At 68.1% G+C, this 19219-nt stretch carries 15 protein-coding genes and 1 tRNA gene; 8 read left to right on the top strand and 8 right to left on the bottom strand.

The window, feature by feature from the left end; genetic code table 11:
* Positions 1-2265 (bottom strand): hypothetical protein, encoded by a 2265-nt coding sequence (locus tag AB0E98_RS12515; protein WP_361701623.1) that lies wholly within the window; start codon positions 2263-2265, stop codon positions 1-3.
* The gene (locus AB0E98_RS12510) at positions 2262-5141 is read right to left on the bottom strand and encodes a DUF6603 domain-containing protein (RefSeq protein ID WP_361701621.1); all 2880 of its coding nucleotides are present in this window, start codon (positions 5139-5141) and stop codon (positions 2262-2264) included. Before AB0E98_RS12510 ends, AB0E98_RS12515 begins: the two co-directional genes overlap by 4 nt.
* Positions 5142-5371: 230 nt before the next feature.
* Here AB0E98_RS12510 and AB0E98_RS12505 point away from each other — a divergent pair, with 230 nt between their 5' ends.
* Complete coding sequence (locus AB0E98_RS12505; RefSeq protein ID WP_361701620.1) at positions 5372-6421, top strand: hypothetical protein; 1050 nt, start codon at positions 5372-5374, stop codon at positions 6419-6421.
* A gap of 40 nt (positions 6422-6461) precedes the next feature.
* On the top strand, positions 6462-7043 hold the full coding sequence (locus AB0E98_RS12500) for a hypothetical protein (protein WP_361701619.1): 582 nt from the start codon (positions 6462-6464) through the stop codon (positions 7041-7043).
* On the opposite strand, the gene AB0E98_RS12495 is transcribed toward AB0E98_RS12500, so the two are convergent.
* Both AB0E98_RS12495 and AB0E98_RS12490 read right to left on the bottom strand, forming a co-directional pair.
* The gene (locus AB0E98_RS12495; protein WP_361701618.1) at positions 7044-7361 is read right to left on the bottom strand and encodes a hypothetical protein; all 318 of its coding nucleotides are present in this window, start codon (positions 7359-7361) and stop codon (positions 7044-7046) included.
* 211 nt (positions 7362-7572) lie between these two features.
* Positions 7573-8460: a hypothetical protein gene (locus tag AB0E98_RS12490; RefSeq protein ID WP_361701616.1), complete on the bottom strand. Its 888-nt coding sequence runs from the start codon at positions 8458-8460 to the stop codon at positions 7573-7575.
* 761 nt (positions 8461-9221) lie between these two features.
* Between AB0E98_RS12490 and AB0E98_RS12485 the strand changes: the two genes are divergently transcribed.
* The 4 genes from AB0E98_RS12485 (at position 9222) to AB0E98_RS12470 (ending at position 11690) form a co-directional block, all read left to right on the top strand.
* Positions 9222-9728, top strand: a complete 507-nt coding sequence (locus AB0E98_RS12485) for a hypothetical protein (protein WP_361701615.1) — start codon at positions 9222-9224, stop codon at positions 9726-9728.
* A 59-nt stretch (positions 9729-9787) separates the two neighbouring features.
* Positions 9788-10411: an NUDIX hydrolase gene (locus tag AB0E98_RS12480; RefSeq protein ID WP_361701614.1), complete on the top strand. Its 624-nt coding sequence runs from the start codon at positions 9788-9790 to the stop codon at positions 10409-10411.
* A gap of 436 nt (positions 10412-10847) precedes the next feature.
* Positions 10848-11060 carry a hypothetical protein gene (locus AB0E98_RS12475; RefSeq protein WP_361701613.1) on the top strand — a complete coding sequence of 71 codons (213 nt, stop codon included), beginning with the start codon at positions 10848-10850 and terminating at the stop codon, positions 11058-11060.
* 141 nt (positions 11061-11201) lie between these two features.
* Entirely contained in the window at positions 11202-11690 is a 489-nt protein-coding gene (locus AB0E98_RS12470) for a tyrosine-type recombinase/integrase (RefSeq protein ID WP_361701612.1), read from the top strand.
* 153 nt (positions 11691-11843) lie between these two features.
* On the opposite strand, the gene AB0E98_RS12465 is transcribed toward AB0E98_RS12470, so the two are convergent.
* Positions 11844-11920 (bottom strand) — tRNA-Pro (locus AB0E98_RS12465).
* A gap of 301 nt (positions 11921-12221) precedes the next feature.
* Here AB0E98_RS12465 and AB0E98_RS12460 point away from each other — a divergent pair.
* Positions 12222-15554, top strand: coding sequence for an amidohydrolase family protein (locus AB0E98_RS12460; protein ID WP_361701611.1), 3333 nt, complete (start codon positions 12222-12224; stop codon positions 15552-15554).
* Between the two features lie 65 nt (positions 15555-15619).
* Here AB0E98_RS12460 and AB0E98_RS12455 read toward each other — a convergent pair whose 3' ends face one another.
* The 3 genes from AB0E98_RS12455 to AB0E98_RS12445 all read right to left on the bottom strand — a co-directional run bounded on the left by AB0E98_RS12455 (position 15620) and on the right by AB0E98_RS12445 (position 18532).
* Complete coding sequence (locus tag AB0E98_RS12455) at positions 15620-16495, bottom strand: chitosanase (RefSeq protein WP_361701609.1); 876 nt, start codon at positions 16493-16495, stop codon at positions 15620-15622.
* A 168-nt stretch (positions 16496-16663) separates the two neighbouring features.
* A complete protein-coding gene (locus AB0E98_RS12450) occupies positions 16664-17836 on the bottom strand; it encodes an MBL fold metallo-hydrolase (protein WP_361701608.1) in 1173 nt (390 codons plus the stop codon).
* A 48-nt stretch (positions 17837-17884) separates the two neighbouring features.
* Positions 17885-18532, bottom strand: a complete 648-nt coding sequence (locus AB0E98_RS12445) for an alpha-ketoglutarate-dependent dioxygenase AlkB (RefSeq protein WP_361701606.1) — start codon at positions 18530-18532, stop codon at positions 17885-17887.
* Positions 18533-18648: 116 nt separating this feature from the next.
* On the opposite strand from AB0E98_RS12445, the gene AB0E98_RS12440 reads away from it, so the two are divergent.
* Complete coding sequence (locus AB0E98_RS12440; RefSeq protein WP_361701605.1) at positions 18649-19209, top strand: carboxymuconolactone decarboxylase family protein; 561 nt, start codon at positions 18649-18651, stop codon at positions 19207-19209.
* The last annotated feature ends 10 nt before the right edge of the window (positions 19210-19219 follow it).

Raw genomic sequence — 19219 nt, 5'->3', positions numbered from 1 at the left:
TCAGGAGGTGACGAGCCGGAGCTGGCCGGCGCTGTTGAGCAGTTGCAGTGCCAGTCCGGCCGGTGTGAGTGCGTAACCCTTGTCATTCAGCGCGGCCCGCAGGGCGGCCTGCACCTTCTCCGTCATCGGTTCACTGCCCTCGGTAAGACGCAGCACTTCTTTGGTACGGCCGCCGGCACCGCGTACACAGGCGTTGAGTCCGGTTGCCTGCGCGCCGAGAGGGCTGCCGATGGTGTCGCCGCTCGGTCGGCGCAAGTTGAGTGCACCGCCCGAGTCCATGGTGTCGATGCCCATGCTCAGCCCGTGTGGGGGTTCCCGGAGGATCACGGTGTCGGGCTGTTGCTTGTTGCACAACAGCAGTAGAACGTCAGGCAGTGGTCGGCTGGTGTACATGGTGATGCTGCTGCCGTTCTTGGACGCTTCGACGATCAAATCGGGCCAGTATCGGATCAGCGGGGAGCGCACCAGCCCGCCGAACACGGGCAGTTCGGGCTCCATGCGCTCGGCCAGGGCGCTCGCCAGTAGTTGGTCGAGATGGAGGTCGAGGTAACTGACCGCACCCACGCTGCGCAGGCCGGCGAAGAGCGCGCGCATCCACTGGTGGTCGACTTGGAAGAAGCGGGCGCTGTGCTCGGGCAGCATTCCGGCATGCGGGACCAAGTGGTCGAAGGGGACGCGGGAGAGCCATTGCACCGGCGGCCCCAGCGCCTCGGCCACGGCGTCCGTGTGGTCACCGGCCACTGTGCGCAGCGCTCGCGACAGTGGACTGTCGGCCGGGCCGTCGCCGCTGTTCGCTGCCGGCTGTACGGTCAGAGCGTGAACAGCGCGCTCCAGGGCGCCGATGCCATGCCAAGTCGCCTGGCTCCCGCTCACGGGCCTGTCGTCGGCGGGCGGAGCGGCCTGTCCCGTGTCACGCTTCTTTAGTCCCTCGTCGATCCTTTTGGCGAGGTCCCGTGTGACAAGGGCCTGGAAGCGGGCACGGGCGTCAGTGCCGCCACCGGTCGTGGCTGCGGGGGCACGGTACGAACGCTGCGCGGCGGTCAGCCCGTCGGCCCGGTAGCCCTCCAGCGCACGCAACAGGCCGGGATCCGCGGCTGCGAGCACCTGGCCGAGTGTGTAGGCGCAGGCGTAGCTGACGTCCCAGGCACCGTAGCGCTCCAGGTAGATGAGGGCTGCGTCGGCGCTTTGCAGCGCTTCGCGTCCGGTGGGCACTCTGCGGGCGGGGCGGGCCGTGAAGGGGCCTCGGAACCAGGCGGGTGCGTGTTCGCCGGTCGGCAGCCGGTAGGTGACCGGCACGTGGCCGCCTTCCAGTCGGCGGGCCACATGCGTGGCGATCTCGTCCTTGCCGGCGCTGTGCGGCAGGCGCAGCAGCCGCTCGGTGGCGGTGGCTGCGGACAGGCGTCCGGCGAGGGCGTGGAAGTCGCTGTTGAGGGGGTCTCCCGTCGACGGGCCGGTGGTGAAGGACCAGGACCACAGGGCGGCCAGCCGGATCGCCGTGGTGCCGGAGGGGGGGGTGGTACTGCCTCCCAGGAAGGTGTAGCTGGCGTAGCCCTCCAGGGAGACCAGGACAGCAGTGTAGCGGCGGGAAGGCGTTCGGGGGAAGCGGTTGGTGGTGATCACGGCCCGGCGGCCGAGGACGAAGGTGTCAGCGCTCCCGGTCGTCTGCGACTGCCCTTCGGTGTACACATTGCGTACGTGTGCGAGCCATCGGAGTTCTCCGCACTTGGGCAGTACGTCGGTCAGCGCGTCGGCCCGCAGGTCGAGGGTCTGACAGGGGCGGCCGTGCAGCGCCTCGTCCGGGACCGGGGTAAGGGACGGGGCCAGGATGTTCCGGGGCGGTCGCAGCAGATCCTTGACGGTACGCCCGGAGACGGGCTCCCGGGTGTCCGGATTGAGAAGCACGTCGTCATCGGTGAGCAGGAGCAGCGCCACCCATGGGATCTGGCCGTCACCGGTGAGCCGCCGTGACCAGGGCAGACCACCGCGGGCCAGGACGAGGTGCGGAAGGGTCATCTCGAAGCGGCCGGTGGCGGTGGGCGGCGGATGCACCGCGATGACGTCTGCCGGGTCCAGGGCGAAGCGTGGTGCATGCAACGTGAAGGACTGCTTGCTGGAGAGCCCGCCCAGTGTGGTGGCGCCCTCCTTGACAGGCTGGTCGACCGAGAGCGTGTAGGTGCCGGGCTGGAGCGGTGGCTGGTCCTGGCCTACGAGGGTGACCTTGAGGGCCTTGGGCGCGGTGAGGCGGAGAGCAGTGGGATCGGTCATCGGGAACCGCCGGAGGTGGGGACGAGCATCGGGTCGTCGGCGACGGTGGACCACAGCCGGGAGGCATAGCCGTTCAGCGCATCCAGGGGCGGGCCTGTCGGGTTTCCGGGGGCGATTCCCAGTGCCCTCCAGCACGCGTACAGGCCCGTGCGTGCCTGCTGTGCCGCGGTGGTGCTCACGGCTTCGGCCACCTTCCGGCGGGTCCCATCGGTCAGCCGGTCGCCGAATTCGCCGTCGGCGCCCGGCAGTTTGCCGTCCTTGCCGGACTCCGCCTCCAGCCGCTCCTTCGGCATTCCCTGAAGGGGCGGGTCGGTGCGGGTGGCCGGAGGGGGGACAAGCCTGGCGCCGGTCACCTGACCGCCGAGGAGTTCCTGGCGGGGCGCGACGGGCGGGGGCGAGGAGGGGCCGAGAGGGGCGCCCCAGGCGGCGGCCGGAAGAGCTGCGTGGTCGGGGGTGACGGTCCAGCCTTCGAGGCTGACGACCCTACCGGAGCTGTCCCTGAGGGAGAGCGTGCAGGCCGTTGTCACTGCGCCCTTGTTCATGGGCCGGATGGGAACGGTGGCGTCGGCAGAGCCGGCTTTCGTCTGATGGGTATCGGCTCCCGTCTGCGTCCGCAGGTGGGTGCAGGGTGCCGGCGTCCGTACGGCCAGGGTGAGGCTGTCGAGATGCACCACCGGCGTCGCGTTCCGGGCAGAGGGTGTCTTCTGTTCCTGGAGGAGACCGGAGGCCACCAAAACCTCGGCTCCGGCGCCGGCCAGCACACGCGTGTGGAATTCACTCCAGCCCAATGCGGCGGCATTTTTGGGTCGTCCGGCTCCGAAGCGCACGTACACGTCGGGCACCACAGGCAGTCGCAACTGGGCCACTCCGCCTGTCGGCGGCCCCCACAGGACAAGCTTGACGTCCAGTTCGAGCCGGTGAGTGCCAAGGAATCGGATCTCGACACCGACCTGAACGCCCACGGACAGCTCGAAGCGGAACGGTTCCCACTGCACCGTGGCGTCGATGTGAGCCCGAAGCCAGGCAGAGACACGGCTGGACGAGTACTCGATGCGCAGCGCTCCCCCGACCTGCAGCATCGACGGCGTCACAGCCGCGTACGCCTCGCCGCGCACGACGACGGCATCGTTGGGCTGCCAGCTGATGCCGATGCGCTGCACGTCCCGGGGGTAGTGCCGGGGCGGCTGATACGCCGGGTGGTAACCGCCAAGGGTGATCACGAAATCCCCGGCCCGGGACGACGGCGGTACCCAGGTGCACACCGCGAACTCGCCACTGAGGCGGCAGTCCTTGCTCACCAGGTACGACTGGGCCGGATCCAGTGCTCCTGAGACGGAGAGTTCGCCCGTCGAGAGCCGGTAGACGGCGCGGAGACCGAGCGTGAGGCAGGCGTACGGGTCGTCTTTCTGCGGGAACCGGGCACGGGCCACACCCAGCAGCGCGACCGTCAGGTCGCCGGGCGAAACCCGGAGAGCCACCACCACGGAAGCCTCGACGACCTTGAAGACGGTGAACTGGGCACCGACAGCGATCCAGAAGTGATCTCCGGCTGCGGTGACGAGGCTGCCCAGCTTCTTCAGCACCGCGGCCGCACCGCCCTTGAGCGGCAGGGCACTCTCGTTCCCGATGCCTGCCACCAGCGGGTACTGCGGAACTTCCGCCGCCTTTTCGGGCAGCGCCAGCCGGGAGTTGTAGCCGAGCCCTCCGAGCAGTCCGGTGACGTCGATCGGCCCCAGGGGCAGGTGAAGGCCCGTCATCTGGCCCACGACGAACACGGTGGCGCGCCCGTCCGACATCTCCCCGTACATGCCGGCTGCCAGGAGACCCAGTCGTGGCGTGGTGACCACGAGCATGCCGCCGATCAACAGAACGAGCGGCTCCGGCGGGTTGGGGTCCCGGACGAGCGCACCGGCGATGTGCACGGGCCCGGCCGCGTACGACACTCCCAAGCCGTCCAGCGTCCCGGAGACGGTGAAGGCCCCGTCGAAGGCGACCCCCAGACCGAGTCCCACGGCGTCGAAGACGAGACCGACCGCGCCGAGAGAGGCGTCCAGCAGGAGCCACAGTCGCTTCGGAGACGTGGTATAGGCCAAGCCGAAGCGATGGATCTGGAGGGGGCCGACAGCTCGGTTCACGTCCTTCCATACGGTGGCAGCAACGGCACCCGCGCGGCTCTCGTGGCCGGTTGCGAGCTCCGGGGACGTCAGCTTGCCGACGACAGGAACGATCTCGGCTGTCCGAGCGGTGTCGTCGTACCCGGGCTCGGGCGGATCGGCGTCTGCCTTGTCCGGTGCCGTGTGGGCGACAGGCAGGGCGCGTGAGCCCCACCACTCCCCTTCGGAGGCCGGCAGCAGAGCCGGGCTTCCCGACCCCTCGGGCCCCGGCAGAGGTTCCGCACCGGCTTCGCCGGTGCTGGTGAGATCCATACGGGGACCGCTCCCGAAACCGGTCCACACCTGGACCGGGGCGCCGGAGACCTGGGCCTCGACGCCCACGGACGCCTTCCGCTCCAGAGCCTGGGCGGTCAGCGCAGGCAAAGCTTCACATCCCAGGCTCGCCAGCAGGCTCTGCAGACGCGCGATCATCGCGCCCGAGGGCACCTTGGCACCGTTTCTGGCAGCGAGCGCGACCCGCGAGAGCCGAGCGGCGTTCTGCGGCAACCGCGACCCCACCACGGGCAGTTGGGCCAGGGACAGATCGGGTTTCGCTGCGGCGACCACGGCGGTCACCCGCCCTTCCTCCGGCTTGTGTGCGGAAGCCAGACCCACTGACCAGGTGCGTCCCGACGCCGTACCAGAGGCACGCAGTGCCAGGGAGACCTGTCCGCCGCCGGAGGGGAATTCCAGGCGGAGGCAGGCAGAGGTCAGCGCCGGCACGGCTTCCCCGGGAAGCTGATCCCACACACCGTCACTCATCGCAACCCATTCGACCGAGAACCGGGACCTTCTCACACGCTACGAGCCGACCACGGTTACTCGGCAATGCGCCACAGCCGGCATCGGCCATACGAGCGAAAAAATCGCGGCCTATTCGCTCACGGAGGTCACCGCCGCGAATCTGGAGCGAACAGGACCGGCGACCTTCGTCACCACGGAGCATCATGCACATGAAGATTAAGGGCGTCGCCCACGCCCCACTGTCCACCGAGACGGTGACCATCGATGTCACCACTGGAAGAACCGACGCCGAAGTACTCCAAGTACACAGAGGAAGCGCGCAGCCGCGAGAGGAGGAACACACGCTCGCTGCACCGCCGAAGTTCCGACATGTGATGCTCGATCCAGTCAATGGCCTTTGGTACTACGGCATGTTCGGCCCGTTCATTCTAAAAGAAGCCCCCTCGGGCAACACGCTCGACAACAATACCTACAACCGATCAGCGTGTTTCCGGCCGAAGGATGGACGGCTGTACGTAGGCGCATCGAACTGCGGGCGTGTCCAGATCTTCAACAAACCAGCGAACGGCACCCGCCGGGGGCAGAAAAACCCCGAGTCCTACACCTTCTCGGATTCCTGGACGCACGGCGTAACCGACCTCGCCTTGGGTACCGGCAGGGATGAGGTGGGGCGCTTCTACGCGCTCTCCGCGCATACCAACGAAGCAGGAAAGCGCCTGCTCCACGCCGGCAGCATGCAACCGCCCGGAACGGCTCACGTACTGGACGACCCCACCTTCGACGTAGACGGAAACAGCTGCTTCGTTTCGATCGACCCCTCGAACAGCTACGCCTTCGTCGCAGGCACCAGTGCGCTGCAACGTCTCACCCTGTCTTCTAACAGCTCTCTGGTGGACTTCCGCGATCCAGGAGAAAGTTGTGCGCCTCCAGTCTTCAGCGAGAGAGCAGGCACCGTCTACTGCTTCACCGTTGAACGTGTATCCGGAAAGATCCAGGCAGTGCGGTATGCCGTGAATGACCCGGGCAGCCGGACGCCACGAGACCTGGTCACCACCTCGGCCACATGCGCAGGGGTGGCGGTGCACCCCACCACCCAAAACCTCTGGGTTGTTCACGCGGACAGCGCCAACTGCTTCAGAGTGTTCGAAGTCGAGACCACCGGCATGGCGATTGTCAATAAAGTGATGGCCATGACCTCTGGTGGGTTTTCACAGTTCTGGCGAACGAGCGCGGGATACGTCATGTTGTGGCCGAAGTAGCACGTAGAGCCCGCGCCGGGTCGACCGAAAGGAAGTGGAAGTGCCCACCGGAACCACATCACCCAGGAGGATCCAGGAAGGGGAGGTAAAAAAGATTATGGAAGGGCAGACGGGGCAGGGCGTCGCGATTGTCTATCCCAGCATCACGAGCTGCCTGACCGTGACATGCCACCTGCGAAACAACATCTTGATCGGCGCACACATGGGCGCCATGATCAAGACGAACGAGGAGCTGAAGGAGTACTCATCCAGCAGAATCCTGGGAGAGATGAGAAAGATGTTCTCGCCGGATGCCGTCTTCCTGGTCGACATCATCGGCGTGCTCGACTCCTGGGGTCCGGATTTCCTGGGCACCGACGGATGGGTTCTGTTCGAAAGAAATGAATGGCCGGTTTCCGGCCCCACAGAAATGGCTCATGCCATCAAAAAACGGCTCGGGCTTCCAGCAGGAGTGGAAACCCGGCGCGAGCACTATGAGTCCGGCTTCACGGAGGGAAACAAAAAGTGTGCCGGAGTCGACAAATTCTTTCATGAGCTTGTTGTCAAGCACAACAAGCCGTCGGAGTGCAGACATACGGAGCGCAAGAAGACTGTCCGGTACGGCACTCCGGACCAGCCCTGATCATGTGATGCCGAGCGCTTTGGCGATCTCTGCGACCGTCACTCCCTCCGGCCCGGCGACAGCCCAGTCGCATTGAATGGCCGGACCTGCTTCACCGGCGGCGATTTCGCCACCGAAGAGCATGGTTCTCGGCGTTTCTCCGGGAATCGAAAGACGTAGCCTCACTTCCGCCCACACCCCGCCCTCAAGAGAGTGAGTGATCTTGAGGCGGTAGATATCGACACTGATTCCCGTAACCGGCACCGCGAGGGAGGCGCTGAACTCGAATGCCCGCAGCACCTTCTCGTCGATATGTTTTGACGAGATGAGAACGGTCATCTGGTCTAGCGTGGCTCCACGGATTGAAGGCGGGAGAGGAACTGTTCCCCCGAGCTGCGTTTGCATCCAGTCCGCAAGCTTCGCCACCTCAATGTTTCGAGCCCGCCCGTATTCGATTCTTTTGTGACCGGAGACAACAGTGCTCATGGTGATCGTCGTACTGCTGTCTATTTTCAGGTTTCCATGAGGTTCTGGCGGTCTGCTCATGAGCTCACGAGACGAACATTGCCGCATAGCAGGAATTGGTAATCCACTGGTCCAGCCGTTCAAGCTCTCCTGGGATCTCCTGGGTGAATGTCCCCAGAATGGCAGGCGTTACGGGGTCGATCTCGAATACATTGAGGGTGGTCGGATTCTTGGCGCGAATTACCCATAGATTCTGCGTCTCCGGGTCGACGGCCGCACCGGCGGAGATGTACGTCGTTTTGACGACCGTGAGCGGTTCACGACTCGAAGGATCCGTCGTCTTGTATCGGACCGACTGGAGCTGCCCGTCATTATTTTCCACCGTACAGCAATAGACGGTGCCGCCCTTCTCGCAGAAAACCGGCGGACAGCAGAGCATGCCGACTCCGGGAAAATCGACAAGGCTACCGGATGGGTTCATGAGGTTCAGGCGCTGCAGAGTTCGGTCCCCACCGACGAAAACATAACCGTTCGATGGGTCAACCGCGACGAAACGGCTGCCGCCGTGGACTTTGATTGTCGGGTCGACCGCGGGGCTCCACACCGTTCCGGGTGTGGTCATGGTTCCCGCGAAGAGCAGACGGTGGCCGGATTCATCGACGTGCCGCGAGAGGGCGAAGAATTTCTTCGTCTCCTTCGCCTGTCCGACCGCGAGATCAGTGATCCCTTCCTTCCAGTCATCGCTGAAATGGTAGAAGGTTGGGTCTTTCCGCCCTTTGCGCGTACCGGAGACGGGCTTGTTGTAAATGTAGACTTCGGCTTTGTCGTCATGACCGATATACAAACGTCCGTCCGGTGGGAAGAAGTAGGAAGCATTGGACGGCTCATCGACATCCCATGACGTATTCAGCTCGGACAGGCAGTTCGAGCTGGCATAGCTATTCGTCCGATAGCCGTAGAGCAGTCGATTCACGCCGTCGACGGTGATCCTCGAGTGTCGGGCCCTGGTCTCGCCGGGGCCTCCGTTCACGTGTTCCTCTGCGAGGTCTTCCTCCGCGGCCATCGGCAGAGGCTTCCTGCCTTCCCGTCGGAGTTCTATCCCGAAAGACAGCTGCGTCCACCTTCCCATGATGGACAGATATCGAAAGTTTCCGTGAACATAGATTTTTCCCATGCGTCGGACCTTCCTACGGTGTGCCACGGACACGACGAGACCACTCCGGCTACGGCTGGTATGCCACCCCCAGTCGATTCTCCGAGTCTTGGGCGCTGGGCTCAGGAGGCGCGACGAACCTTTCCACGATCCTGGAATTCTTCCTTCTTTCGGGTCGATCTCGGCGTGTCCCGGGTATACCGGGCCGCCCTTGGGCAGGAATCCGGTCCGGTCCCCCGGCGGGCTACCGCAGGATCAATGCGACGGTGGCGTTACGGACATATGCCTGGTGCCACCTACGGCGACACGCCTGTGAGCCGCCGCCATGGCGAAATCGGAAATCGAGCCGCCCTGGCCCCTGATGTTCCGCTGCCTGGTCGTTTCAGCTCCCCCGAGCGGGCGCTGTGCGGACGCGCCACGGCTGCCGGCATCCGGTCCAGTCATAACCTCGCATCACCACACATACCGCCCGCATGAGTGCCCGAGTCATCGCAAACCAGCCAAACGGCGGCCTCCACCCGAACCGGCTACCGGATCTCCCTGGACCGGCAGGAAAGGACAGCCGAGAAAGGACGAAATCCATGACCTCGGCGAGCGCTTATCCCCCGCCTACCATCGGCGGCAAGAAATTCACATTTCACTCCGCCGGGCAAGGAACCTTCCTGATGCAGGCAGGCCGGATCCAGGACATCAAAATGAGCGACCTCGCGGCGTGGCTCGAAGCCACCTGGCGTCTGGATCTTCCCCTCGTCACAGGAGGAACCACTTCAATCACCCACCTGTCACTGACAATCACCACAGTGCGCACAGGAACCAATGATGCGCGAGATTTCACCTTCACCGCGCACATGAATGCACCCCTGGAAGGCATTCCAGCGCAAATGAAAGAGCTGCACATCAGGTACAGCCCCGGCGGATTCCATCTGCGTGTCACCTTTTCTCTTCTCATCGGGAGAAAATCCGCTCTCTTCTCTGGCGTCCTGGACAAAGACACCACCAGGGGCTGGGCGATCTCAGCATCCTGGGGCGCATCCGATCCACTGCAGACCCCCGTACCCTTCACCGACCTGACCACCATGCTCACGTAGCAGGCCACACCACCATCGCGACCGGATGCCCCGGCGCCGCATCCGAATGGAGCAGCACCATGCCCCTGCCCGAATACGTCTATGCAGTCATGCACGACGGTAACAAGAATTTCCTCATGTTCAAGAAGAACACCATGGGGTACTTCTACAAAGGCCGCGCCACCCAGAGCAGCGGAATCAGAATTCCACACGGTGGAGGCAAATGCGCCCTCCCGGGAGGCGGGGTCGATGAATACCCGAAGATCCCTGTAGAGGAAGATGGGCAGGGAAATCCAAAATGCCAGAAAGAGAGGATCTCGAAGGAGGCCATCCGCGAATTCCGCGAGGAGACGGCCGCGGGCATTTCGGGCCTTCAATGCGTCTGTCGCGGCTGGAAGCACTACGGCAGAAAACGGTGCTACTACTATGGCGTTTATTTTCTCTGCACACCGGAGCAGCTTATCGACGGCCACGCCGCCGTCGCGAAGACCCTGGAAGTAGGTGCCATCGCCAGCCAGTCCGTCAAGAATGGCGCGATTCCAGAGGGCAGAATTATCGCCGAACATCATTGTCCCGCACCGCTGGACAACGAACTGTGCAGTGTAGAGAAATGGAACTTCACCGAAAAACGGTCGTTGATCCGGTCCTGGCGCACGGACAACGACCTCAGTTGGTTCACCGTCATCCTGGAAAACTTGCCGTGAGCCGCAGAGCCACGCTGCTCCATGTCGGGCAACGCTGTGTCATGTCATGACGGCTTGATGGAGCCTCGACAACATCACGCACTTGTCGCCCTGCCAAGGGTTTTCCGCAGGTCAGAGAGGGTGCGGATGCCGTTGTGGTCGCATGTGGTCACAGGAATCGGCACTCCCGGGTCGACACTGGGTGTAGCAGTTCAATGCGCAACCTTTGGAAGCGATCACCATGCGCTCCGCCGCTACTCGGGGACGCGTCTACCGGCACTGCGGCTGCCGGGACCACCTGCTCAAACAACTCGGATCACGCTGTCCACGGCTCCTCACCGATCCTGATCACGGAACCTGGACGTTCGCCGTCGATCTCCCCTCCCCCGCTCGTCGGCGCACCATCCGACGAGGCGGCTTCCCTGACCGGAACACGGCTGCGCAGGCTCTGCGCCGGATGGTCGACAGTGCCGGCGGCTTCCTTGCGGACCCGAACCAGACGGTCGCGGACTATCTGACCGCCTGGCTCCAGGCCAAGACCATGACGCTGAAGCCGACGGCCGTGGTGCGCTATCACGCGTACGTCGTCGACGACCTCATCCCCGCGCTCGGGAAGATCAAGCTCGATGACCTCGGCTACGGCCACATCGCCGCCCTCGTACGGGCCTAGCTCGCCAGCGCTCGCGGCTCAGTCACCGTCCATCGCATCCTCGCCACCCTGTCGAGTGCGCTCAGCGAGGCCGTCCGGCACCACCGACTCGACCGCAATCCCGCGCGGCCCACGATCATCCCCCGACCAGCGGCGGAGCGCATGGTGATCACTACACCGAAGACCAGAAGCAGCAGGAACTGGGTCGCGATCTCCAGTCACGTCGCCACTGCGCTTCGTCGCCGCAGACGTGAGCGATACCCGTCAGCCATGGAAGGTCTCGAGGGCGATTTCGTCTTCCACCGCGCCGAGGGCCGACCACTACACCCGCAGCACGTCCTCAACCACTTCCACCTGCTGTGCCGCAAAGCCGGGGTCTCCCGCACCACACTTCACGATCTCCGACATCTGTCGGCCACCATCTCGATCAACGCGGGGGTGCCACTGACGGTGGTATCGAAAACCCTGCGGCACTCCACGCTTTCGACTACGGCGAACGTCTACAGCCACCTGACCGCCCAGGCAACCCGCGAAGCCGTTGACGTTGTCGACAAAACCCTCACTCACGCCGACTGGCCACCTGCTCCCCACGGTCTATCCCGGCACCGCGACCGCCCTGCGACCACATCCCCCAGCTGCACAACCAGATGACCATCACCAGACAGCCCACCAGCACCAGGGATTACGCCAGGACAGCCCCGGCAGCCGTGAGCATGGCGACCACCTTGCGACCACAAGCCGACGAAACATCAGAAAGGCCGCCCCCGCATCATGCGAGAACGGCCTCCGACCTGCGAAAATCGCTGGTCGGGACGGCGGGATTTGAACCCACGACCCCTTGACCCCCAGTCAAGTGCGCTACCAAGCTGCGCCACGTCCCGGTGCTCGTCCGGCCCGGGCTTTCGCCCTCGCCGACCGCGCATGAGAACAATACCGCACTTCACGCGGTGCTCGCGCACCGCTTTCCCGCCCCGTCGCCGCCCCGCCGCCGGGGCCCGCGCCCGCCGCGACAAGGGGGGGTGTGACGTGGGCTACCCGTTCGGATGAAGAATCCCCCCGGGCCCTGAGCCCCCGGCGGGAGGCGTGGGGCGGGGGCCCCGGGAAACGCCCCCGCCCGGCATTCGTGATCGTCCCAGGGTGTTGACCCATGGCCTGTGGGGCGTGCAACCATCGGCTTCCGCCATGGGGGCTGCCGCCCCGTGCAACTCCCCCGACTCAGGAGGACAGTTGGACACCACCCTCTCACGACGCGGTTTTCTTCAGGCGGCGGCCGGTACCGCCGCCGTGGCCGGTGCGGCCGTCGCGCTGCCCGTGGACGCGATAGAAGCGGTGGCGGCCCCGCGGGCCGGGCACGGCGCGCTGTCGTTCACGGGCGCCACCAATGGGGCGGGATCGCCGGCCCCGGACGGTGGGCGGCTGGTCGTCGAGGTGCAGAACGTGCTGTGGTCCGTGCCGCGCGAGGGTGGGGAGGCCGTCGCGATCACCCCGGCCGATCTGGAGCCGACCCGGCCCACGTACGCGCCGGACGGGCGGCTGCTGGCCGTCTGCGCCTACCGGGGCGGCGGCTTCCACATCTGGACGCTGCGGCCGGACGGCTCCGGGTTGCGGCAGCTGACGGACGGGCCGTGGGACGACCGGGGGCCGGCCTGGTCGCCGGACGGGACGCGGATCGCGTTCGCGTCGGAGCGCGAGGGCGACCCCGTGGCCGGCAGTCCTTACCGGGTGTGGGTGGTCGATGTCCGGACGGGAGCGCTGACGCGGATCACCGGGACCGCCGGGCAGGAGGGGCCCGGGCAGGACGGGGCCTGGGAGGACTTCGACCCCGTCTGGTCGCCGGACGGCAAGCGGCTGCTGTTCGTCCGGGGGCAGGTGGCCGGGGGCGCCCTCCAGGCCCGTACGGTCGCGTCCGTGGCGGCCGACGGGCGGGGGCCGGTGCGCGTCGAGCACACCGAGAACGCGGCCGGCGCGCAGATCATGACGCCGGCCGTCTCGCCCGCCGGACGGCTGGCCTATCTGCGGACGACGCCCGCACCCGCCGCGTCCTGCCTCCTCGTCGTGGACGGGGCGGTCGTGCCGGTCGACGGCGACGTGGAACCCGTGCCGCCGCGCTGGGTCTCGCGGGACGAACTGCTGCTGACCGTGAGCGGGCAGTTCACGATCGTCAGACCGGGCGCCGCCCCCGAGCCGCCGCGCACGCCCGCCGCCGACTCCCTCCCCCACCCCTCGGCCGCCCCCGCGCCCACGCCCCCGGCCGGCGCCCACGGCGTCCCGGCGGTCACCATCCCCTTCCAGGCGAAGCTGCCCCTGGACCGGCCCCGCTACGAGGTCAAGCGGTACGACTTCGCGGACACCGGCGCGGTGGTCCGCCGCGTCCGCTCGCTCCACTTGCCCGCCCTCTCCCCCGACGGCCGCCAGGTGGCCTTCGCCGCGCTCAACGCCCTCTGGGTCGCGGAGATCGAGAAGAGCAACGCTCCCCGGCAGGTCCTCGCCTCCTCCCCCGGGCGTTACGTCATGGCGCCCACCTGGACTCGCGACGGCCGCGCGCTGATCTTCACCGACGACCGCGACGGCCTCTACGCCGTCCGCCGCCGCGACCTCGCCTCGGGCGAGGAGACCGTGCTGGCCGACGGCGGCCGCGTCCACCCGGCGCTCTCCCCCGACGGCAACCGGCTGGCCTGCGTCGACATGTCCGGCAACCTCATCGTCCGCGACCTCGCGGCGGGCACCGAGAAGCTGCTGGCGGCCCCCATGGGCGCGGGCGGCCTGCCCGGCCGGCCCACCTGGTCGCCCGACGGGCGCTACGTCGCCCTGTGCGACCGCAACCGGCTCAACCAGCGGTTCCGCGAGGGCTACAACCTGATCAGGGTCGTCGACGCCGACAGCGGGACCGCCCGGCTGCACGCCCTCGCCCCGCACGCCTCGGTCTCCGACCGCTACGACTCCGGGCCCGTCTGGTCGCCCGACGGCCGCTCCATGGCCGTGATCAACGAGTCGGCGCTGTGGCTGCTGCCCGTACGCCCCGACGGCACCCCCGACGGCGAGCCGCGCCGGCTGACCGACGAGGCCGCCGACCACCCCTCCTGGTCCGCCGACAGCCGCCGGATCCTCTACCTCTCCGCCGGGCGGCTCCGGCTGCTGGACGTGGCGGGCGGCACCGCCCGCACGGTCCCCGTCACCCTCGACTACCGCCGCCCCACCCCCGCCGACACCGTCGTGCGCGCGGGCCGCTTCTGGGACGGCACGGGCACGACCGTGCGCGAGGACGTCGACCTCGTCGTCCGCGACGGCCGGATCGCCGCCGTCGAACCGCACCGGGCCCGCCGGGCCGCCCTCCGTACGGTCGACGCCTCGCACCAGACCGTGATCCCCGGCCTCTGGGACGCCCACACCCACCCCTGGCAGTACGCCTACGGCGGGCGCCAGACCACCCTCCAGCTGGCCTACGGGATCACCACGGCCGTCTCCCTCGGCGGCTTCGCCTACGAGCAGGCCCGCATCCGCGAGGCCGTGGCGGCCGGCACGCTGGCCGGGCCGAGGCTGCTGACCGCGGGCGAGCTGCTGGACGGCTCGCGCGTCGCCTACAGCATGGGCCGCGCCCACCGCACCGAGGAGGGGCTGCGCCGCTCGCTGACCCGCGCCGCCGCCCTGGACTGGGACTTCGTCAAGACGTACGTCCGCGCGCCGGGCTGGGTGATGCGGGAGGCGGCCCGCTTCGCGCACGAACGACTCGGGGTGCGCACCGGCAGTCACCTGTGCTCGCCCGGCGTCCAGCTGGGGCAGGACCTCACCACGCACCTCCAGGCGACGCAGCGGCTGGAGTTCGGCCACGCCACGACGGCGACCGGCCGGGCGTACCAGGACCTGGCGGAGATCTACACGGCCACCGACTTCCGCATGATCGCCACGATCTTCACCTCGGTGCCCCTGCTGGGCGAGACCCCGGACCTCGCCGAGGACCCCCGCGTCACCGTGCTGATGCCGCCGTGGGACGTGGCGACCGTCCGGCAGACCGCCGCGAAGGCGCCCACGGACGATCAGCTGACCGCGCTGCGCCGCGAGATCGACGTCTACCGGAAGGTGCTGTCCGGCGGCGGCATCGTGGCCCTCGGCACGGATGCCCCGCTCGTTCCCGTCGGCCTCTCCCTCCACCTGGGGCTGCGCGCCCTCCACCGGTACGGGCTGACGCCGGCCCAGGCGCTGCGGACGGCGACGGTGCTGCCGGCGCGGGCGTTCGGGGCGGAGCGGGACCTGGGCACGCTGGAGGTCGGCAAGCTCGCCGACGCGACCGTGATCGACGGCGATCCGTTCACCGACTTCGACACGCTCGTACGGACGGCGTCGGTGCTGCGCGGCGGGGTCCGCTTCGAGCAGCGGGAGCTCGTCGCCTCGTACGAGGGCACGGCGGGCACGGCCCCGCGCCATGGGCTGCTCCACCGGGAGTGGCTGGAGGTCGGGCGGGAGCTGCGCAAGGACTCCTGCTGCGACCTGGGCGGCCTGGGGCACGACGGGCACTGACGGCGTCCGCCGACGGCCCGCGGGGCCGGGGCTTCGCGCCCCGGCCCCGCGACACCCCCGTGGTGCTACTTGTCGATCCGGTACGAGTCGCCGTAGACCTTCCACTTCAGCGGCGGCCGGAGGTCGAAGTTGCCCTCGCCCAGGAAGACGCGCTGGGCGGTGTCGACGCGGCTGGTGTCGCTGTGGGCCTCCTCCTTCTTCATGACCTTCTTACGGGCGTCGAAGAAGGCGTTGAGGTAGTCCTTCTCGTCGCCACCCTGGGCCGGGGGCTTGGCCTTGGCGAGGGCGGCCTTGCGGATGCCGCCGAAGCTGTCCTTGCCGTCACCGGGACCGTGCATGACGATCGCGTCGTAGTAGACGAACTGGCCGAGGGTGCGCAGGCCGTCGTCCTTCGCCTGCTTGACCGCCGGGTCGAAGTAGACGCGGTCGCGCTCGGCCTCCTGGGCGTCCCGGAACGCCTTGTCCTCGTCGGCGGCCTTCCGCCAGGCCTCCTCGAAGGGCTTGCCGAGCCCCTCGTGCGAATCGCTGCCGTTGGCCTTGCGCAGGGCGGGGAGGTACTTGGCGAGCGGGTTGCCCGGCTTCTTCTTGGTGTAGCGCTCGACGAGTTCGAGCATGTCGCCGGTGCCGGAGGTGAAGCCGATGATGCCGCCGGTGTAGCCCCGGCCGTCGGGGTAGGGCTCGATGTACCGGAACTGCGCCCGCCAGTCCAGCGAGGAGTTCTCCGCGCTGGAGACCAGCCGCATGGCGATGTCCTTCTCGTACGGGTCGTCGAGGGGCGCGCCCGCCGCGGCAACGGCGGGGACCGTGGCCGTACGGGCGTGGGCCGGCTGCGCCGCCTGGCCGGGGCCGGCCAGGACCAGGGAGGCGGGCAGGGCCATCGCCAGGACCGGTAAGGCGAGGCGGGCGGTCTTCTTCGGCTTCGTCGAGGTGCGCGCGGGCATGCGGAACTCCATTTCCCGGTGAAGGAACGGACAGCAACTGTCAGGAAGGTTTCCTAACCGTCACCGGGAATTGAAGCCGCAGCTCCGTTTCCTCCGCAAGAGGAAACACGTACAGACATGCGGATTCACGCCATGTGCAAGGGCGTTGCCGGGCTCATGCCTGAAGGTTCATGCCTGAAGGGCGACCTCGGCGTCGACGGGCGCTCCGGCCTCGGGCACCGCCTCGGTGGGCCGCATCGCGATCGTGCGCCACCACGGGTCGAGCGGCAGCCCCGCACCGGGCTCGAACGGCTGGCCGGGCCTGGGCACCGTGATCCGCGCCCCGGTCTCCCGGGCCGCCGCCACGCTCTCCTCGGCGGGCTCCTCCCACGGGTGCGGGGCGAGGTTGAACGTGCCCCAGTGGATCGGCAGCATGACGCCCCGCGCGGCGTCGCCGCCCTGGAGGTCGAGGTGGGCGCGCATGCCCTCCTCCGGGGTCATATGGATGTCGGGCCAGAACTCGGAGTACGCGCCGATCTGCACCATCGTGGCGTCGAACGGGCCGTACTGCTCGCCGATGGCGGTGAAGCCGGGGAAGTAGCCGGTGTCGCCGCTGTGGAAGATCCGGTGCTCCGGCCCGGCGACCACCCAGGAGGCCCACAGGGTGTGCTGGGTGTTGCGCAGCGCGCGGCCGCAGAAGTGCCGGGCGGGGGTGGCGGTGAGGGTGAGCCCGCCGACCCGTGTCGACTCGTGCCAGTCGAGCTCGGTGATCCGGTCCGCCGGGACGCCCCAGTGCTCCAGGTGGGCGCCGACGCCGAGGGGGACGACGAAGGCGACGCCGGTGCGGCGGGCCAGGGTCCGGACGGTCGGCATGTCGAGGTGGTCGTAGTGGTCGTGCGAGATGACCACGGCGTCCAGCGGGCCGGTCTCGGCCAGCGGCACCGGCACCGGGTGGAGCCGCCGGGGGCCGGCGAAGGCGAAGGGCGAGCAGCGCTCGGACCAGACGGGGTCGAAGAGCACCCGGTGGCCGTCGATCTCGGCGAGCACGCTGGAGTGGCCCATCCAGGTCAGCCGCAGTCCGGAGGCCGGGGGGGCGGCCAGGTCGGCGACGGTGGTGGGGTGGACGGGCACCGGGTGGGCCGGGGCGCGCAGGGCGCGCTCCTCCTTGCGGAAGTAGGTGGGCAGGAACTTCAGCATGGAGCCGGACGGCGTACGGCGCGTTCCCTCGGGGTTGACGAACACCCCGTCGGCGAAGTGCGGCGACCGGCGGATGCGCGCCATCCGCTCCCCCGCCGGATCCGCGCCGAAGGCGGCGGGACGCAGCGCGTCCAGGGGCGAGCGGAACGGGCGGGAGCCGGTCACGGCACCTCCAGGGTCGAGCAGGCAGGTCGTCCCATTATCCGCCGGGGGTCACAGCCCGCTCACGCGCAGGGTGATGTTGAGCCGCCCCTTGAGCCCCAGCCCGGGCGGGGCGGTGCCGGGCAGGGTCCGGGGCACACCGTGGTAGGCCTGGCGGGCCGGGCCGCCGAAGACGAAGAGATCGCCGCTGCGCAGCTCGACGTCGGTCCAGGGGCGGGTGCGGCCGCCCGGATGGCCGAAGCGGAAGACGCAGGAGTCGCCGAGGCTCAGGGAGACGACGGGCGCGGCGGACTTCTCGTCGGCGTCGCGGTGCAGGCCCATTTTCGCGCCGGCGTCGTAGAAGTTCACCAGCGCGATGTCGTACGCCTCCGGCCCGGCCAGGCGGCCGTACGCGCGGGCCACCGCCGCCCGCGCCAGTTCGTCCAGCCAACGGGGGAACGGCTTGACCGGTGCGCCGTCGCCGTCGACGACGGCGCGGGCGTAGCCGTAGGGGAACCAGTGCCAGCCCAGTCCGACCGAGCGCACGGACATCTCGCCCCCGCTGGGCATGCGCACCGTGCGCAGGCCCGCCGGGGGACGGGCCCACTCGCGGCAGGCCACCAGGAGGCGGTGCTGGGCGGCCTCGTCCAGCCAGCCCGGGACGTGCACCGCGCCCGGAGCGACCTCGGTCACGGGCCGCGGGAAGAGCTCACCGTCCATGCGGTCAGCCTATGTGGGGGCACCGACAAAAGATCTTCACCCTGTGATGTCACATCCGGGTGGGGTCGTCTCGTCGTAGGGGTGACAGCAACCGTTCCCTCCTGGAGGCACCGGCCATGGCCCGCATCTCCCTCACCCCGCCCCGTACGCTCGTGAACCGGCTCACCGCCTGGTACAGCCGGCGCACCTACGGCAAGGTCATCGACCCGCTGCTGGCCCTGGGGCACAACCGCAGGGTGCTGATGACCGACGCGCGCTTCGAGATGTCGCTGGCCCGCTGGAACGCGCTGGACAGCGGGCTCAAGGAGCTCGCCGTGATGGCGTCGGCGGCCGCGATCGGCTGCTCGTGGTGCATGGACTTCGGCTACTGGCTGGGCCACAACCAGCGCATGGCGCCCGACAAGCTGCGCGACGTGCCGCGCTGGCGGTCCAGTGACGCCTACACCCCGCTGGAGCGGGACGTCATGGAGTACGCCGAGGCGATGAGCGCCACCCCGCCGGCCGTCGAGGACGACCTGGCGGAGCGGCTGCGGTCGCGCCTCGGCGAGGCGGCGTTCGTCGAGCTGACCGCGATGGTGGCGGTGGAGAACCTCCGCTCGCGGATCAACTCGGCGCTGGGGCTGACCAGTCAGGGCTTCAAGGACAGCTGCGAGATCCCGGCCCGCCCGGGGGTGTGAGACCCCGACG

The sequence above is a fragment of the Streptomyces sp. NPDC037389 genome (assembly GCF_040636475.1).
GTDB classification, from domain to species: domain Bacteria; phylum Actinomycetota; class Actinomycetes; order Streptomycetales; family Streptomycetaceae; genus Streptomyces; species Streptomyces hesseae.
The sequence above is the reverse complement of the archived record's forward strand: the minus strand, read 5'-3'. Positions and strand labels throughout refer to the sequence as shown.

What these genes read in the sequence shown, in the direction of transcription:
- AB0E98_RS12460 (WP_361701611.1), top strand. Translation starts at nt 12,222, where the DNA reads ATGGGGGCTGCCGCCCCGTGCAACTCCCCCGACTCAGGAGGACAGTTG.
- AB0E98_RS12445 (WP_361701606.1), bottom strand. Translation starts at nt 18,532, where the DNA reads ATGGACGGTGAGCTCTTCCCGCGGCCCGTGACCGAGGTCGCTCCGGGC.
- AB0E98_RS12495 (WP_361701618.1), bottom strand. Translation starts at nt 7,361, where the DNA reads ATGACCGTTCTCATCTCGTCAAAACATATCGACGAGAAGGTGCTGCGG.
- AB0E98_RS12485 (WP_361701615.1), top strand. Translation starts at nt 9,222, where the DNA reads ATGACCTCGGCGAGCGCTTATCCCCCGCCTACCATCGGCGGCAAGAAA.
- AB0E98_RS12515 (WP_361701623.1), bottom strand. Translation starts at nt 2,265, where the DNA reads ATGACCGATCCCACTGCTCTCCGCCTCACCGCGCCCAAGGCCCTCAAG.
- AB0E98_RS12440 (WP_361701605.1), top strand. Translation starts at nt 18,649, where the DNA reads ATGGCCCGCATCTCCCTCACCCCGCCCCGTACGCTCGTGAACCGGCTC.
- AB0E98_RS12505 (WP_361701620.1), top strand. Translation starts at nt 5,372, where the DNA reads ATGAAGATTAAGGGCGTCGCCCACGCCCCACTGTCCACCGAGACGGTG.
- AB0E98_RS12475 (WP_361701613.1), top strand. Translation starts at nt 10,848, where the DNA reads ATGGTCGACAGTGCCGGCGGCTTCCTTGCGGACCCGAACCAGACGGTC.
- AB0E98_RS12470 (WP_361701612.1), top strand. Translation starts at nt 11,202, where the DNA reads ATGGTGATCACTACACCGAAGACCAGAAGCAGCAGGAACTGGGTCGCG.
- AB0E98_RS12455 (WP_361701609.1), bottom strand. Translation starts at nt 16,495, where the DNA reads ATGCCCGCGCGCACCTCGACGAAGCCGAAGAAGACCGCCCGCCTCGCC.
- AB0E98_RS12480 (WP_361701614.1), top strand. Translation starts at nt 9,788, where the DNA reads ATGCCCCTGCCCGAATACGTCTATGCAGTCATGCACGACGGTAACAAG.